The following is a 15,610-nucleotide window of genomic DNA, read 5'->3' as shown; positions in this document are numbered from 1 at the left end:
GATCATTCTCGGTCCGGAGCGGACCCGGCCGCACCGGATTCGTCCCCGCGGAGCCTGAACCGTTGCAGTTTCCCCGTGGCGGTACGGGGAAGCGCCGGCAGGAACGTGATGCTGCGGGGGCACTTGTGCGGGGCCAGCTCCGCCCGCATGAACGTCCGCAGCTCGTCCGCCGTCAGCGCGGAGCCCTCCCGTGGCACCACGTACGCCGCCACGATCCGGCCGCGCAGCTCGTCCGGCTGCCCCACCACCGCCGCCTCCGCCACGTCCGGGTGGCGCAGCAGGGCCTCTTCGACCTCGGGCCCCGCGATGTTGTACCCGGAGGAGATGATCATGTCGTCGGCGCGGGCCACGTAACGGAAGTAGCCGTCCGCGTCGCGCACATAGGTGTCGCCGGTGATGTTCCAGCCGTGCCGCACGTAGGCGCGCTGCCGTTCGTCCGCGAGGTAGCGGCAGCCGACCGGGCCGCGCACGGCGAGCAGGCCGGGCTCCCCGTCCGGCACGGGCGCGCCGTCGGCGTCCACCACGCGGGCCTGCCAGCCGGGGACCGGGACGCCCGTGGTGCCGGGGCGGATCGCGTCGTCGGCGGCCGAGACGAAGATGTGCAGCAGCTCGGTCGCGCCGATGCCGTTGATGATCCGCAGCCCGGTCCGCTCGTGCCAGGCGTGCCAGGTCGCCTCCGGCAGGTTCTCGCCCGCCGAGACACAGCGGCGCAGCGCCGACAGGTCGTACCCGTCGAGCTGGTCCAGCATCACCCGGTAGGCGGTCGGCGCGGTGAACAGCACCGAGACCCGGTGCTCCGCCAGGGCGGGCAGCAGCTGCTTGGGGCCCGCCTGCTCCAGCAGCAGCGCGGACGCCCCCGCCCGCAGGGGGAAGACCACCAGGCCCCCGAGGCCGAAGGTGAAACCGAGCGGCGGACTGCCCGCGAACACGTCGTCGGGGCCGGGCCGCAGGAGGTGCCGCGAGAAGGTGTCGGCGACGGCCAGCACATCGCGGTGCAGGTGCATGCAGCCCTTGGGCCGGCCGGTGGTGCCCGAGGTGAACGCGATCAGCGCCACGTCGTCCGACGCGGTGTCCACCGCCCGGTAGGGGCCCGGCCGGGCGGCGGCCAGCCGCAGCAGGTCGTCCGGCGCCCCACCCCCGTACGCCGTGATCCGCAGCCCGGGCACCTCCGCCTGCGCCAGGTCCTCGACCGACCGCGCGTCGCACAGGGCGTGGCTCACCCGGGCGATCGAGCAGATGGCGGCCAGTTCGGACGCCCGCTGCCGCGCCAGTACGGTGACGGCGACCGCGCCCGCCTTCAGGACCGCCAGCCAGCAGGCGGCCAGACGGGGCGTGGTCGGGCCGCGCAGCAGGACCCGGTTGCCGGGGACGACCCCCAGGTCCGAGGTGAGGACATGGGCGATCCGGTCGACCAGGCCGCGCAGCTCCCCGTAACTCAGCACCCCGCCGTCCGGCGTGCGGAAGGCGGGGCGGTCGGGGCCGAGGCGGTCGGCCGTGCGGTCCAGGAGCTCGGCGGCGCAGTTGAGCCGGTCCGGGTAGCGCAGCTCGGGCAGGTCGAAGAGCAGGTCCGGCCACTGCTCCACGGGAGGCAGGTGCTCCCTGGCGAAGCCGTCGATGTGCGCCGAGGTCTTCGGGTCCGTGGTGTTCGGGTCCATGAAGGATCGCCCCCTTGTAGCCCCCTTGCCGCTCCTGGAGCGTATCGTTTGGGTGACGGTAGTCAACGGTCCGCGATAAAGATGCTCAGGTGCAATCGATTCGACGGGATTCGACCAGAGAGGCGCCGGTATGACGGCATTCTCGCTCGATCCGGCACAGACCGCATGGTGCGAGGAACTGCGCACCCTGGCCCGTGACCGGCTCGCCCCGCTCGCCGCCGGGGGCGAGCCGGGGCACGTCAACCGCCCGCTGCTCGCCGCCCTCGGCGAGCTGGGCCTCCTCGACCGGCTGTTCGGCTCGGGCGCCCTCGACCTCTGCCTGCTGCGCGAATCGCTCGCCCGGGGCTGTACCGAGGCCGAGACCGCCCTCGCGCTCCAGGGCCTCGGCGGCTTCCCCGTGCTCCGGTCGGGCACCCCCGCCCAGCGCGAGCGATGGCTCCCCGGGGTCCGCGCGGGCCGCCACGTCGCCGCCTTCGCGCTCAGCGAGCCGGGCGCGGGCTCCGACGCGGGAGCCCTGGCGCTCGACGCTGCCCCGGACTCCGGCGGCTGGCGCCTGACCGGCGAGAAGTGCTGGATCTCCAACGCGCCGGAGGCCGACTTCTACACGGTCTTCGCCCGCACGACCCCGGGCGCCCGGGCCCGTGGCGTCACCGCGTTCCTCGTCCCCGCCGACCGTGCCGGGCTGACCGGCACCGCCCTGGACATGCTCTCCCCGCACCCGATCGGGGCCCTGGCCTTCGACGGGGTCCGGGTCACCCCCGACGACCTGCTCGGCGAGCCGGACCGGGGCTTCGCGGTCGCCATGGGCACCTTGAATTTCTTCCGCCCCAGCGTCGGCGCCTTCGCCCTCGGGATGGCCCGGGCCGCGCTCGACGCCACCGTGGAGCACACCGCCACCCGGACCGCCTTCGGCGCGCCCCTGTCCGCCCTCCAGGCGGTGTCGCACCAGGTCGCCGAGATGGCCACCCGCACCGAAGCCGCCCGGCTGCTGGTCCACGCGGCCGCCGCCGCCCACGACGCCGGGGAGCCCGGGGTGCCGCGCCGGGCCGCCATGGCGAAGCTGTACGCGACGGAGACCGCGCAGTTCGTCGTGGACACCGCCGTCCAGCTGCACGGCGCCCGAGCCCTGCAACGGGGCCATCTGCTCGAACACCTCTACCGGGAGGTCCGCGCCCCGCGCATCTACGAGGGCGCCAGCGAGGTCCAGCGCACGATCATCGCCAAGGAGCTGTACGCGAACCGGGAGGGGACCGCATGAGCCCGATCCACCGCGTCAACCCGCACGAACTCTCGCCCGCCTCCGGCTTCTCGCACGCGGTCACCGCGACCGGCGGCCGGCTTGTCTTCCTGGCCGGGCAGACCGCCCTCGACCAGCACGGCGCGGTCGTCGGCGACACCCTGCCCGAGCAGTTCGCGACCGCCCTGGGCAACCTCCTCACCGCCCTGCGCGCGGCGGGCGGCTCCCCGGCGGACCTGGCCCGGGTCACGGTGTACGCCACCGACGTCGCCGACTACCGGGCCCACGCCCCGGAACTGGGCCGGATCTGGCGCCGGCTGGCCGGCCGCGACTACCCGGCCATGGCGGTCATCGGCGCGGCCCGGCTCTGGGACGAGCAGGCACGGGTCGAGATCGACGGCATCGCGGTCCTGCCCTGAGCGGCGTACGCCCCCGCCGGTCCCGGAAACCGGGCGCGGCGGGGGCGTATCGAAACGGACCGGGCGGATCAGTAGGGCTGCACCAGCACGTGCGCCGCGCCGGGGATGCCGATCTTCAGCAGCTCGTCCTCCTCCGGCGTCGTCTCCCCGCCCGTCTCCTGCTTCAGGACCGCACGCGAGATCGCCTGCACCCACATGGCGCGCGGACGGCGCCGCGCCTCCCACGCGTCCAGGGCCGCGTCGACGTCCGCCTCGGCGTCCAGCGACTCGGCGAGCACCAGCGCGTCCTCCACGGCCATCGCCGCCCCCTGAGCGATGTGCGGGGTGCTCGCGTGCGCCGCGTCACCGGCCAGGACCACCCGGCCGACGTGCCACGGCTCCTCGACCGTCACCTGGGAGATCCGGGAGTAGACGACCGCCTCCGGCCCGGCGATCTGGGCCAGCGCCTCGGCGACCGGCCCCGAGAACATCGCCAGCCGCTCCCTCAGCTGCTCGTGCGCCTTGTCCGGGTCCGGCCGGAAGTCCTCGTCCGCCGCGAAGACCGAGCCCAGGTACATCAGCTCGTCGGTGATCGGGGTGAGCAGCGCCTTGGCGGCCTGGCCCGCGGTGCCCATCACGACACCCCGCACCTGCTCCTGGCGGGGCACGGTGACGCGCCAGTTGGCGAAGCCCGTGTACTGGGGGGTGTAGCGGTCCCCGTACAGCCGGGTGCGCAGCGGCGAGCCGATGCCGTCGAAGCCGACGACGAGGTCCCAGCGGCCGGCCGAGCCGTCGGACAGGGTGACGTCGGCGCCGTCACCGTCGTCGGTGAGCTCCGTGATGGTCGCGCCGAACCGGATCTTCGCGCCGGCCGAGGTGGCCGCCGCGTTCAGCACCCGGGCCAGCGCGGGGCGGGGGATGCCGTTGTTGGACGGGGCGTCGCCCATGCGCGGCTGCGGTATCTCGGCCAGGGTGTTGCCGGCCGGGTCCGCGATGGTCAGGACCTCCCACTCGAAGCCCGCTGCCAGGCAGTCCTCCAGCACCCCGATCTCCCGCATCACGTGCAGGGCGTTCGACGGCTGGATGATGCCGACGCCGAGGGCGTCGAGCTCGTCGCGGAGCTCGGCCACCTCGACGGTGTGGCCCCGCCGGGCCAGGGCGGTGGCGAGCGTCAGCCCGCCGATGCCGCCGCCGTGGATCAGGACGCGCAGAGGTGTTGCCATGTCGGATCTCTCCAGAGCGAGAAAGTAAGGGAGGGAAGGTGAGGGGACGGGCCGGGGTCAGCCCGCCGCCACGGGCAGGCTCATCAGGTGGTCCACGAGGGCCAGCAGCACATCCCGGCCGAAGGGCCGCTCGCGTACGTCGCCGACCAGCAGCGGCACGTGCGGGTCCAGGTCCAGGGCGGCCCTGATCTCGTCCGTGGTGCGGGTGTTGTGCCCGTAGAAGCAGTTGATCGCGACGACGAACGGGATGTCCCGGCTCTCGAAGAAGTCGATCGAGGCGAAGCTGGTCTCGAGGCGCCGGGTGTCGGCGATCACGACCCCGCCGAGGGCCCCGTTGACCAGGTCGTTCCACATGAACCAGAAGCGCTCCTGGCCCGGTGTGCCGAACAGGTAGACGACGAGGTCCTGGCTGACCGTGATCCGGCCGAAGTCCAGGGCCACGGTCGTCGTGTCCTTCTGGCCGACGCCGGCCAGGTCGTCCACGCCGATGCTGGCCGTGGTCAGAAGTTCCTCGGTGCGCAGCGGGGCGACCTCGCTGACGGCCCCCACGAGGGTGGTCTTGCCGACGCCGAAACCGCCGGCTATCAGGATCTTGACGGCGGCGGGAGCCGCCTGACTGATGGTCATCTTGGGTCAGAGTCTCCGGAGTCCGTCGCGAACAGCGGCCAGTACGCCCATGTCGGCGCCGCCGGACGCCCGGGCCACCGAGAGCGGGGCCCGGGCGATCAGGAGGCCGGTGCCGACCAGATCCGCCAGGAGGATCTTGGTCACCGAGATCGGCAGATCGAGGTCCGAGGCGACCTCGGCGACCGCCGCGGGCCGCCGGCAGCGGTCCAGGATCAGCCGGTGCTCCGGCTGGAGCCTGCCCGGGCGGGCCGCCGCACCGTGCTCGTCCCGCGGATCGTGCGCGGTCGTGAGCACGGTGATGAGGGTGAGGTCGTCCCGGTCGGGGGCCGTCCGGCCGCGGGTGATGGTGTACGGGCGCACCATCGTCCCCGCGGCGTCCTCGCCGTCGTCCTCGAAATCCCCCTGCCCGTAAGGCCAGTGGCCGGTCACGCCCGCGGCCTGTCCCCGGCGCCGAAGGCGTCGAAGTCGTCCCGCGCCGGGGTGCTGAGCTTCTGGCCGACCTGGAGTACGAGGTTGTGCATGGCGAGCGACATGATCTCGGCGTCCACCTCCTGGGAGGCGATGACGGCCAGGTGGGTCCCCTGGCCCGCCGAGATGATGAAGAGCCACAGGTCCGCCAGTTCCACGATCACCTGGTGGACGCCACCGCCGTTGAAGAGCTGGCCCACACCGCGGGCCAGGCTCTGCTGCCCGGTGCAGATCGCGGCCAGCCGCTCGGCGTCGGACCGCTCGACGGTGCGCGAGTGGCTCACCACCAGCCCGTCGTCCGAGAGCAGGACGGCGTTGATGGTCTCGGCCACCGAGTCGACCAGACCGTCGAGAAGCCAGTCGAGATCCTGGCGAGTGGCGGTTGTGCGTGTCATGTCCGTTCTTCTCTCGTGAGGTCGGGCTGCGTCGGCGGCTCGTCGGTGGCGCGGGCGGCCCGGGAGCGGCGCTGGAATGCTCCGATGGCCGCACCCGCGCGGTGCGGGGCGGTCCGGGGCGGCGGGTCCTCGGCCCTGACCCGCGGCCGGGCCGCGGCGGCCGGTGCGGCCGGGTCGACCCGCAGCTCGTCGGCGAGGCTCGCCTGACGCACCCGGCGCGGCAACGGCGGCTCCCCGCCGGGCCCGGCCGGAAGACCGGGTCCCGGCGCGGGCTCCGAAAGCCGCACGGGCTGTGCCGGTTGCACGGGCTGTGCGGGCCGGGAGGGCTGAGCGGCGTGCCCGACGTGTCCCGGGTGCCCCGCGGCCGGTTCCGGCTGCGGGGGGAGGGACACCGGGAAGCCGTCCGCGTCCAGCTCGCCCGTCAGATACGTGTCCGGGTAGGGCCGCGGCGGCACGCCGTACGGATCCGAGGGCTCCGGATACGCATGGTGCGCGACCGGGTACTGCCCCTGGGTCGTCATATAGGGCTGCTCGCCGTCCGTGTACGCACCCTGGTACGGGGCCTCGTCCTGCCGGGCGCCCCCGTAGGTCTCCTCCAGGTGCCCGTACGCATGCCCGTCCGTACCGGCGTACGGGGCCTCGGGAGCGGGTTCGAAAGCGGGTTCCGGCGCGGCCGTGCCCGGCGCGTGCAGGGCGGTGACCCCGGCGAGGGCCCTGCCCCGGCCCCGGCTGGGCAGCGCGTCGGTGTCCCGGAGCGGGGCCGGGGCCTGGACGGGCTCCTCGGCCTCGGGGGCGGGGACGGCCACCGGGCCGGCGTGCGGGCCGGGAACGGTGAGCGCGTCCGGGACCAGCACGACGACGCGGGTGCCGCCGAACGCCGAGTGGCGGAACTCCACCCGCAGGCCGTGCTGGTCGGCGAGGCGCGCGATCACGTACAGGCCGAGGCGGATGTCGTCGGCGTGGGCCAGCACGTCCATCCGGGGCGGCCGGCTCATCAGCTCGTTGGCCGCGGCGAGCTGGTCCTCCTCCATGCCGAGCCCGCGGTCCTCGACCTCGATGGCCAGGCCCCGGCTCACCTGGGCGGCTCTGACCTCGACGGGGCTGGGCGGCCGGGAGAAGGTGAGGGCGTTCTCGATCAGCTCCGCCAGTACGTGGGAGACCGGGCCCACGGCCCGCGCGGCGAGCCACGGGGAGCCGTCCAGGTCCAGCACCACGCGCTGGTAGTCCTGCACCTCGCCCTGGGCGGAGCGCATGACGTCCAGCAGCGGTACGGGCTTGCGCCAGCGCCGGTGCGGGGAGCCGCCCGCGAGGATGACCAGGTTCTCCTCGTACCGCCTCAGGCGGGCGGTGAGGTGGTCGAGGTCGAAGAGGCCGTCCAGCACCTCGGGGTCCTCGTGCGTGCGCTCCAGCTCGTCCAGTTTCTTCAGCTGCTGGCCGATGAGCTGCTGGGTGCGGCGGGCGATGCGCTGGAGCAGCCGCTCGAAGCCGCGGTGCTGGTCGGCCTGGCCGACGGCGGCGCGCAGGGCGCTGGTGCGGGCCAGGTCGAGCGCGTGGCCGAGCTGGGCCAGCTCGTCCTTCGCGCCGGGCTCGCCGCCGTCCCCGATCGCCCGGGCCTCGGCCTCGACGTCGATGCGCTCGCCCTTGCCGAGCCGTTCGACCACGTCGGGCAGCGCCTTCTCCAGCTCCTCGGCCCGCTCCTGGAGCCGGCTGATCCGGCGGCGCAGGGTGCGCGAGAGCCGCCAGCTGAACCAGATGACCGCGACGACGGCGGCGAGGCCGACGACCGTGGTCAGGACGACCTTGATCAGGAGGGAGACGACACTGTCCTTGCCCTCCGCGACCACCCCGTCGGTGCGGGCCTCCATCAGCGCGACCAGCTGGGGCGTGAGCTCGTCCATGGCGCCGCGCCAGTCCGCCTCCTTCGTGCCCAGGGCGACGGAGCCGGACGCGTCCGGGGCGGCCGGGCGCAACACCTGGGCCTCCACCCGGGTCTTGGCCTTCCAGGCGGCAGAGCCGAAGACCTCCTGCCACTGGGCCTTCTCGTCGGCCGGGAGATAGGGGACGACCTTGGTCGTGTACTGGAACGACTGGGCGGAGACGGCCTGCCGGACCTCCTGGAGGTCCCCGGTGCTCAGCCTGCCCTTCGTCCAGCCCCGGGCGAGCAGGGCGTCCGAGCGGGAGATCATCTCCTTGGCCCAGAACACGTCCACCAACGGCTGCGAGAGCGTGGTGATCCGGCCGTTGTCGACATGGCTGAGGGCGGTGAAGAGCCTCAGGTCGACGGCGATCAGATCCGTGTAGTAGCGGTACACGGCCTTCTGCTGGTCGTTGTCGCCCTCGTCCACGAGGGCCCGCTGGGCCGGGAGTTGGGTGATCGCCGTACGGGCTTCGCCGACCGCGTCCCGTATCTCGCCGGGGGCGTCGTCGGTGTCCGTGTCGGACAGCGACTGGAAGCTGGTGATCGCCTTGTCGGTCAGCTTGCGCTGCTTGCGCAGGGCGTCGGTGACCCCTCCTCCGCGGGCCAGCGCCTCGGCGCTGAGCCGCCGCTCCTCCTGGAGGTTGTAGTACACGATGTTGGACGGCTGGCCGGCCTTCTGGGCCAACTGCCCTTGAGCCGCTTGCTTCTGGAAGTCGAGCAGAGTCTGACCACTGGTGACGGCCCAGAGGGCGGCCAGGGCAACACCGGGGACTACGGCCAGTACGAGCAGGGCCGTCCGCAGCGCCATTGTGGTCGAGCTGCTCCGCCGTGACGCGCGCGTGCGCAGGGCATGCTCCTTGACGTGGTACCGACCTCACGGTCGGTCAAATCCGTTGAGAACCAGGACGGGTAGATAGTAGTCACAGTGCAAAAATGAAGAGGAAGTGGGCTCACATGTTCAACATCTGTCGAGCACATGATCACCATGAACCGGTGACGCCCCCTCCGATGTGACGGGACGCCCGGGGTGCGGCGGGTCGGACGGGTGAAGCGGCGCCGGGGATATATCTGTATTTAGTGCCCTCTGTCCGCTCGGTAGCCCGCCAGACCCCGCCGCCCGCCGCCGCACCCCGCCGCCCCGCCGCATGACCGCGCTCATCGTCGCCCACTTCCTCCTCGCGGCCTTCGCGCGCCCGCTGGTGCGACGGCTGGGCGCGCGCGCCTTCCTCGTCCTGGCACTGCCGCCCGCCGCCACCACCTGCTGGGCGTTCACCCGGTGGGAGACGGCCGCGTCCGGCTCCTCGGTCGACTGGTCCTGGGCCTGGATGCCCGACTACGGCGTCTCCGTGGACCTGCGCCTCGACGCGCTCGCCGAACTCATGGTGCTGCTCGCGTCCGGCGTCGGCACGCTCGTCCTGGTGTACTGCGCCTCCTACTTCAGCGACACGACACCCCGGCTGGCCGGCTTCGCCGGGAACCTGCTCGCGTTCGCGGGCGCGATGCTCGCCCTCGTCCTCAGCGACGACCTGATCTCCCTCTACGTCTTCTGGGAGCTCACCACCGTCTTCTCGTACCTCCTCATCGGATACGACAGCGAGCAGCGCCACAGCAGACGTTCCGCGCTCCAGGCGCTGACCGTCACCACGCTCGGCGGCCTCGCCATGCTCATCGGCTTCCTGATCCTCGGTCAGGAGGCCGGGACCTACCGCATCTCCACGATCCTCGCCGACCCGCCCCCGGCGACCGGCGCCGTCCAGGCCGCCGTCCTGCTCGTCCTGTGCGGGGCCCTGTCCAAGTCGGCGGTCTGGCCGTTCAGCCTCTGGCTGCCCAACGCCATGGCCGCGCCCACCCCCGTCAGCGCCTATCTGCACGCTGCCGCGATGGTCAAGGCCGGGGTGTACCTGGTCGCCCGGTTCGCCCCCGCCTTCGCCGACGTGCCCGGCTGGCGGCCCGTGGTGATGGTCTTCGGCGCCGCGACCATGCTCCTCGGCGGCTGGCGCGCCCTCAGGCTCAACGACCTGAAGATCGTCCTCGCCTACGGCACCGTCAGCCAGCTCGGCTTCCTCACCCTCCTCGCGGGCGTCGGCAATCGCGACGCCGCGCTCGCCGCCGCCGTCATGATCCTCGCCCACGCCCTCTTCAAGGCCCCGCTCTTCCTCGTCACCGGCATCGTGGACCACGCCGCCGGCACCCGTGACCTGCGCAAGCTCTCCGGCGTGGGACGCGCCCTGCCCCAGGTGTGCGCCGTCGCCGTGCTCGCCGCCGCCTCGATGGCCGCCCTGCCCCCGCTGCTCGGCTTTGCCGCGAAGGAGTCGGCGTTCGAGGCGCTGCTGCACGGCGACACGGCCGACCGCTGGGCGCTCGGCATCTCGGTCGCGGGCTCGGCGCTCACCGTGGCCTACACCGCCCGGTTCCTCTGGGGCGGCTTCCTGCGCAAACCGGGGGTCGCCGACACCCCCGTGCACCGGGTCGGCCCGGCCTTCCTCGCCGCGCCCGCCGCCCTCGCCCTCTGCGGGCTCGTCCTCGGTCCCGGCGTCGGCTGGACCGACCGGCTGCTCAGCGCCTACGCCGACGCCTTCCCGGCCCCCGCCCACCCGTACCACCTCGCGCTCTGGCACGGCTGGGGCACCGCCCTCCTCCTCTCCGCCGCCGCCACCGCGGGCGGCGCGGTCCTCTTCGCCGCGCGCGACCGGGTCGCCCGGCTCTCCCGGCGCATCGCCTGGCCCACCGCCGACGGCGTCTTCGGCCAGCTGCTCCTGGGCCTGGAACGCCTCTCGCTCCAGGCCACCGGCTTCGTCCAGCGCGGCTCCCTCTCCGTGTACCTCGCGACGACCCTGCTGGTGATGCTCGCCGGACAGCTCGCCGTGCTCATCGCCGACCGCCCCTGGCAGGGTGCGTCCGCGCCCCGGCTCTGGGACGTCCCGCTCCAGGGCGCCGTCGCCGCCCTCACCTGCGCGGCGGCCCTTCTCTGCCTCACCGTCAGACGCCGCATGAAGGCCGTGGTGCTGGCCGGACTCACCGGCTACGGGACCGCCCTGCTGTTCGTCGTCCAGGGCGGCCCGGACCTGGCGCTCACCCAGTTCTGCGTCGAAACCGTGTCGATGATCGTGTTCGTGCTGGTCCTGCGGCGGATGCCGGTGCACTTCCAGGAGTCCGTGAGCACCTGGCGGCGGGCGGTGCGCGTCCCGGTCGCCCTGGCCGCCGCGGCGACCCTCGGCGTGGTGGTCTGGGTCGCCGCCGCCGCGCGCACCGCGTCCCCGGCGGGCGCCGCCATGGTCGAGGAGACCGCCCACCACGGCCTCAAGGACGTCGTCGCCACCATCCTCGTCGACCTCCGCGCCTGGGACACCATGGGGGAGTCCGCCGTACTCGCCGCCGCCGCGATCGGCGTCACCAGTCTCATCTACCTGCACCGTCGCGCCGAGGGGACGGCGGCCACCGAGCTGCGGGGCCGCACCGCCGAGGGGGCGGCGGCCGCCGAACTACGGGGCCGCACCGCCTGGTCCGTGACCGCCGAGCCGCTGACCGGCGTTCCCCAGGGGGACGAGGGCGCGCCCGAGCGCGGCTGGCTGGCGGCCGGCGCCACGCTGGCGCCCGAGCACCGGTCCGTCGTCTTCGAGGTGGTGACGCGGCTGCTGTTCCACCCGATCCTGGTGCTCTCGGTGTACCTGCTGTTCTGCGCCGAGAACATGCCGGGCGGCGGCTTCGTCGGCGGCCTGGTCGCGGGCCTCGCCCTGATCACCCGCTACCTCGCGGGCGGGCGCTTCGAACTCGCCGAGGCCGCGCCCCTGCAGCCCGGCCTCTTCACCGGGCTCGGCCTCTTCGTCTCCACCGGGGTCGCCCTGATCGGCCTCTCCGACGGAACGGTCCTGCACGCCTGGACGTACCACGGCCACCTGCCGCTCATCGGCGACTTCGAGTTCGGCACCCCGGTGATCTTCGACTGCGGGGTCTACCTGCTGGTCCTCGGCGTCGTCCTCGACATCGTGCGGGCCCTCGGCGCCAAGATCGACCGGCAGATCGAGCGCGCCGCCGCCGAGAAGGCCGCCGCCCGCCGGGCCGGACCGGAGACCGGGGAGGCCACCCCGTGACCGTCAGCGCCTCGCTCCTGGCCACCGCGGCGGTCCTCTGCGCGGTCGGCGGCATCCTCATGCTGACCCGGCCCCTCACCCGCATCCTGCTCGGCGCGGTCATCGCCGGCAACGGCATCAACCTGTTCATCCTGTCCGCCACCGGCACGGCCGGCCGCGAACCCCTGCTGTACGGCGTCGACCTCGCCCGGGTCACCGACCCGCTGCCCCAGGCCATCGCGCTCACCGCGATCGTCATCACCCTGGCCACCACCGCGTTCCTGCTCGCCATGGCCTACCGCGGCCACCAGCTGACCGGCACCGACGAGGTCCACGACGACCTGGAGGACCGCCGCATCGTCCTGCGCGCCGAGGTGCTGGACGAGCGCGACGAACTGCGCGCGCGGTTCCGGGCCGACGGCGACCGCAGCGCCGGTGCGCGCCGCGCCTACCGCGACGAACGCCGCCGCCTGCGGGCCCGGCTGCGCGCCGACCGCGCCCTCCAGGCCCGGGGCCGCGACGCCACCGGCGACCTGTGGCACGACGTCCTGGGCGCGGACCCGGAGGACTACGCGAAGAGCGCCGAGGACCCGCAGGGGCCCGGAACCCACGACCCGGGAGGCACCGGATGAACGCCCTCGTCCCGCTGCCGGTGCTGCTGCCGCTCTGCGCGACCGGCCTGAGCCTCGCCTTCGGCACCCGGCTCAAGCAGATCCAGCGCTTCATCAGCGTGGCCGTGCTCACCGCCGTACTCGGCCTCTCGGTCGCCCTGATGATCGCCGCCGACACCGACGGACCGCTGTCCGTGCACCTCGGGGACTTCGCGCCGCCGCTCGGCATCACCCTGGTCGCCGACCGGCTCTCCGGGCTGATGCTGACGGTCTCCTCGGCCATTACCCTGTGCGTCCTCGGCTACTCCCTGGGCCAGGGCATGGCGGACCGGGACGAGGAGACACCCGTGGCCGTCTTCCACCCCGCCTACCTCATCCTCGTCGCCGGGGTCTCGTGCACCTTCCTCGCCGGTGACCTGGTCAACCTCTACGTCGGCTTCGAGATCATGCTCGTCGCCAGCTTCGTCCTGCTGACCCTCGGCGGCACCGGCCCGCGCATCCGGGCGGGCTCCACGTACGTGATCATCTCGCTGTTCTCCTCGATGCTCTTCCTGACCGCCATCGCCATGACGTACGCGGCGACCGGCACCGCCAACTTCGCCCAGCTCGCCGAGCGCCTGGGCACGCTGCCGCTGGGCGTCCAGACCCTGATCCAGGCCATGCTGCTGACGGTCTTCGCCATCAAGGCGGCCGTCTTCCCGCTCGCCGCCTGGCTCCCCGACTCCTACCCGACCGCGCCCGCCCCCGTCACCGCCGTCTTCGCCGGACTGCTCACCAAGGTCGGCGTCTACTGCATGCTGCGCACCGAGACCCTGCTCTTCCCCGGCAACCGGCTCGGCGACCTGCTGATGGCGGCGGCCCTCGCCTCGATGATCGTCGGCATCCTGGGAGCCGTCGCCCAGACCGACCTCAAGCGACTGCTCTCCTTCACCCTCATCAGCCACATCGGCTACATGGTCTTCGGCATCGGCCTCGCCACCCGGCAGGCGTACGGCGGTGCGATCGTCTACGTCGTCCACCACATCACCGTCCAGACCACGCTGTTCCTGGTCGCCGGGCTGATCGAACGCCGGACCGGCACCACGGAGCTCACCCGGATCGGCGGCATCGCCCGGGCCGCTCCCGCCCTCGCCGTCCTCTTCTTCGTGCCCGCGATGAACCTCGCCGGCATCCCGCCGCTGTCCGGCTTCATCGGCAAGCTGGGCCTCATGCGCGCCGGCGTCGCCGACGGCGGGGTGTGGGCCTGGATCCTCGTCGCCGGCGCGACCATGACCAGCCTCCTCACGCTGTACGTGATGGCCAAGGTCTGGAACCTCGCCTTCTGGCGGGCCGAGCCGCCGGGCCAGGCCGCCGCCGGCACGGTCCTGGAATCGGACGACGACAGCGACGACGACGACGCCGACGAGGGCCCCGACCGGATGGCCGGCACCGGCGACGAAGGCGTCCGCATCCGCCACCAGCCCGCCGGGCTCGCCGTCGCCGCCACGCTCCACGGCCACGCCGTCACCACCACCGGCGTGCTGCCCCGCCCGATGACCTGGGCGACGGCCGCCGCGGTCGGACTCGGCCTCGCCTTCACCGTGTTCGCCGGCCCGCTCACCTCGTACACCGACCGCGCCGCCGCCGAACTCCTCGCCCGCACGCCGTACACCCAGGAGGTGCTGGGCCCGTGAAACGCCTCGTCACCGTCTCCTTCCGGAACAAGGACCTGCCGCCGTTGAGCGCCGCGTTCGGCGCAGGCCGCCGGAGGGTGCTCGACCTGCCGCTCATCGCCTGGCTCACCGTCATCTGGGTGCTGCTCTGGTCCAGCCTGAACTGGGCGAACGTGCTGACCGGGGCCGTGGTCGCGGTGGTCGTCTGCCTGGCCTTCCCGCTTCCCAAGGTCGACCTGGGGCTGCGGCTGCACCCCTGGGGCATCCTGCGGCTCGCCGGCTATCTCCTCTACGACATGTACACCTCCGGAGTGAAGGTCACCCGGCAGATCCACGACCGCCGTTCGCGCCGGGCCGCCGTCATCGCCGTACCGCTGCGCTGCCGCTCGGACCTGATGCTCGCCGCGACCGCCGTCACCGTGCAGAACGTGCCCGACGGGTCGGTGGTCGAGGTGCGCCGCGCCACCGCCACCGTCTTCCTGCACGTTCTGGACGCGGGCGACCCCGCCGAACTGGAAGCCGCGCGGCGCTCGGTCTGGCGCCTGGAGGAGCTGACCGTACGCGCCTTCGGCACCCGCGACGAGATCGAGCGGGTCGCCGCCCCGCCCCCGCGGGCACCGCACACCGGCCGGCCGCCGGGAGACCAGGAGGACGGCCGATGAGCGCTCCCCAGACCGTGGACCGGGTGCTGCTCGTGGCGGCCGTCGTCCTGATCCTCGTCGCCGGCGCACTGCTGCTCGCACGCATCTGGCGCGGCCCCTCGATGCTCGACCGGGCCATCGCCCTCGACGTCTGCGCCGCGCTCATCATCGCCGGACTCGGCGCCAAATCGGCGTTCGCCCGCGACCCGTTCTACTTCCCGATCATGCTGGTCCTCGCCTTCCTCGGCTTCACCGGCTCGGTCGGCATCGCGCGCTTCATCGCGGTACGCGACCGGCCGCCGGGCCATCGGTACGGGGAGCGGGCCCGGAAGGACGGGGAGGAGAGGCCATGAGCGTCTGGCTCCAGATCCTGGACACGGCGGGTGCGGCGCTGGTGCTGCTCGGCGCCGCGATCTGCCTGCTCGGCGTCGTGGGCATGCTGCGCCTGCCGGACGTCCTCTCCCGCAGCCACGCCGCGACCAAGCCGCAGGCGCTCGGCATGCTCATCGTGCTCGCCGGGGTCGCGCTGCGGCTGCGCAGCGGCATGGACCTCGCGACCCTGGCGCTGATCGGCTTCTTCCAGCTGATGACCGGCCCGGTCGCCGCGCACCTGGTCGCCCGCTCCGCGTACCGGACGGGGCAGGTCGACCACACGGAACTGCTCTTCGACGACCTGGACGAACAGCTCACCGAGGAGACGTAGGGCGTGTCCGGC

At 73.3% G+C, this 15,610-nt stretch carries 14 protein-coding genes; 8 read left to right on the top strand and 6 right to left on the bottom strand.

The window, feature by feature from the left end:
* Positions 1-2: 2 nt before the first annotated feature.
* Positions 3-1,655 (bottom strand): AMP-binding protein, encoded by a 1,653-nt coding sequence (locus tag ACLQ2N_RS24860; protein ID WP_425816360.1) that lies wholly within the window; start codon positions 1,653-1,655, stop codon positions 3-5.
* Between the two features lie 130 nt (positions 1,656-1,785).
* On the opposite strand from ACLQ2N_RS24860, the gene ACLQ2N_RS24855 reads away from it, so the two are divergent.
* Positions 1,786-2,913 (top strand): acyl-CoA dehydrogenase family protein, encoded by a 1,128-nt coding sequence (locus ACLQ2N_RS24855; RefSeq protein WP_425816359.1) that lies wholly within the window; start codon positions 1,786-1,788, stop codon positions 2,911-2,913.
* A complete protein-coding gene (locus ACLQ2N_RS24850; RefSeq protein WP_425816358.1) occupies positions 2,910-3,311 on the top strand; it encodes a RidA family protein in 402 nt (133 codons plus the stop codon). Before ACLQ2N_RS24855 ends, ACLQ2N_RS24850 begins: the two co-directional genes overlap by 4 nt.
* Positions 3,312-3,379: 68 nt before the next feature.
* Here the strand turns inward: ACLQ2N_RS24850 and ACLQ2N_RS24845 are convergent, their stop codons facing one another.
* Genes ACLQ2N_RS24845 through ACLQ2N_RS24825 form a run of 5 tightly spaced genes read right to left on the bottom strand, consistent with a single transcriptional unit; the run spans position 3,380 to position 8,729 of the window.
* Complete coding sequence (locus ACLQ2N_RS24845) at positions 3,380-4,513, bottom strand: FAD-dependent monooxygenase (RefSeq protein ID WP_425816357.1); 1,134 nt, start codon at positions 4,511-4,513, stop codon at positions 3,380-3,382.
* A gap of 57 nt (positions 4,514-4,570) precedes the next feature.
* Positions 4,571-5,140 carry a GTP-binding protein gene (locus ACLQ2N_RS24840; protein WP_425816356.1) on the bottom strand — a complete coding sequence of 190 codons (570 nt, stop codon included), beginning with the start codon at positions 5,138-5,140 and terminating at the stop codon, positions 4,571-4,573.
* Between the two features lie 6 nt (positions 5,141-5,146).
* The gene (locus tag ACLQ2N_RS24835; protein WP_425816355.1) at positions 5,147-5,569 is read right to left on the bottom strand and encodes a DUF742 domain-containing protein; all 423 of its coding nucleotides are present in this window, start codon (positions 5,567-5,569) and stop codon (positions 5,147-5,149) included.
* Positions 5,566-6,003: a roadblock/LC7 domain-containing protein gene (locus ACLQ2N_RS24830; protein ID WP_425816354.1), complete on the bottom strand. Its 438-nt coding sequence runs from the start codon at positions 6,001-6,003 to the stop codon at positions 5,566-5,568. The genes ACLQ2N_RS24835 and ACLQ2N_RS24830 overlap by 4 nt, the downstream gene beginning before the upstream one ends.
* Entirely contained in the window at positions 6,000-8,729 is a 2,730-nt protein-coding gene (locus tag ACLQ2N_RS24825; RefSeq protein ID WP_425816353.1) for a nitrate- and nitrite sensing domain-containing protein, read from the bottom strand. The genes ACLQ2N_RS24830 and ACLQ2N_RS24825 overlap by 4 nt, the downstream gene beginning before the upstream one ends.
* 337 nt (positions 8,730-9,066) lie before the next feature.
* Here ACLQ2N_RS24825 and ACLQ2N_RS24820 point away from each other — a divergent pair, with 337 nt between their 5' ends.
* The 6 genes from ACLQ2N_RS24820 to mnhG are packed head-to-tail and all read left to right on the top strand — an operon-like array spanning position 9,067 to position 15,598.
* Positions 9,067-12,012: a Na+/H+ antiporter subunit A gene (locus ACLQ2N_RS24820; RefSeq protein WP_425816352.1), complete on the top strand. Its 2,946-nt coding sequence runs from the start codon at positions 9,067-9,069 to the stop codon at positions 12,010-12,012.
* Positions 12,009-12,623, top strand: coding sequence for a Na(+)/H(+) antiporter subunit C (locus ACLQ2N_RS24815; protein ID WP_425816351.1), 615 nt, complete (start codon positions 12,009-12,011; stop codon positions 12,621-12,623). Before ACLQ2N_RS24820 ends, ACLQ2N_RS24815 begins: the two co-directional genes overlap by 4 nt.
* Positions 12,620-14,275, top strand: a complete 1,656-nt coding sequence (locus tag ACLQ2N_RS24810; protein WP_425816350.1) for a Na+/H+ antiporter subunit D — start codon at positions 12,620-12,622, stop codon at positions 14,273-14,275. Before ACLQ2N_RS24815 ends, ACLQ2N_RS24810 begins: the two co-directional genes overlap by 4 nt.
* Positions 14,272-14,916 (top strand): Na+/H+ antiporter subunit E, encoded by a 645-nt coding sequence (locus ACLQ2N_RS24805; RefSeq protein ID WP_425816349.1) that lies wholly within the window; start codon positions 14,272-14,274, stop codon positions 14,914-14,916. The genes ACLQ2N_RS24810 and ACLQ2N_RS24805 overlap by 4 nt, the downstream gene beginning before the upstream one ends.
* A complete protein-coding gene (locus ACLQ2N_RS24800; RefSeq protein WP_425816348.1) occupies positions 14,913-15,248 on the top strand; it encodes a monovalent cation/H+ antiporter complex subunit F in 336 nt (111 codons plus the stop codon). The genes ACLQ2N_RS24805 and ACLQ2N_RS24800 overlap by 4 nt, the downstream gene beginning before the upstream one ends.
* Complete coding sequence (gene mnhG, locus ACLQ2N_RS24795; protein WP_425816347.1) at positions 15,245-15,598, top strand: monovalent cation/H(+) antiporter subunit G; 354 nt, start codon at positions 15,245-15,247, stop codon at positions 15,596-15,598. The genes ACLQ2N_RS24800 and mnhG overlap by 4 nt, the downstream gene beginning before the upstream one ends.
* Positions 15,599-15,610: the final 12 nt, after the last annotated feature.

It is taken from the genome of Streptomyces sp. DT224, assembly GCF_049844595.1.
Classification (GTDB): Bacteria; Actinomycetota; Actinomycetes; order Streptomycetales; family Streptomycetaceae; genus Streptomyces.
This window is presented reverse-complemented; position numbering and strand designations above follow the sequence as displayed.

Coding starts and splice junctions, on each gene's coding strand:
- ACLQ2N_RS24860 (WP_425816360.1), bottom strand. CDS start 1,655: ATGGACCCGAACACCACGGACCCGAAGACCTCGGCGCACATCGACGGC.
- ACLQ2N_RS24855 (WP_425816359.1), top strand. CDS start 1,786: ATGACGGCATTCTCGCTCGATCCGGCACAGACCGCATGGTGCGAGGAA.
- ACLQ2N_RS24820 (WP_425816352.1), top strand. CDS start 9,067: ATGACCGCGCTCATCGTCGCCCACTTCCTCCTCGCGGCCTTCGCGCGC.
- ACLQ2N_RS24810 (WP_425816350.1), top strand. CDS start 12,620: ATGAACGCCCTCGTCCCGCTGCCGGTGCTGCTGCCGCTCTGCGCGACC.
- ACLQ2N_RS24825 (WP_425816353.1), bottom strand. CDS start 8,729: ATGGCGCTGCGGACGGCCCTGCTCGTACTGGCCGTAGTCCCCGGTGTT.
- mnhG (WP_425816347.1), top strand. CDS start 15,245: ATGAGCGTCTGGCTCCAGATCCTGGACACGGCGGGTGCGGCGCTGGTG.
- ACLQ2N_RS24840 (WP_425816356.1), bottom strand. CDS start 5,140: ATGACCATCAGTCAGGCGGCTCCCGCCGCCGTCAAGATCCTGATAGCC.
- ACLQ2N_RS24845 (WP_425816357.1), bottom strand. CDS start 4,513: ATGGCAACACCTCTGCGCGTCCTGATCCACGGCGGCGGCATCGGCGGG.
- ACLQ2N_RS24800 (WP_425816348.1), top strand. CDS start 14,913: ATGAGCGCTCCCCAGACCGTGGACCGGGTGCTGCTCGTGGCGGCCGTC.
- ACLQ2N_RS24850 (WP_425816358.1), top strand. CDS start 2,910: ATGAGCCCGATCCACCGCGTCAACCCGCACGAACTCTCGCCCGCCTCC.
- ACLQ2N_RS24830 (WP_425816354.1), bottom strand. CDS start 6,003: ATGACACGCACAACCGCCACTCGCCAGGATCTCGACTGGCTTCTCGAC.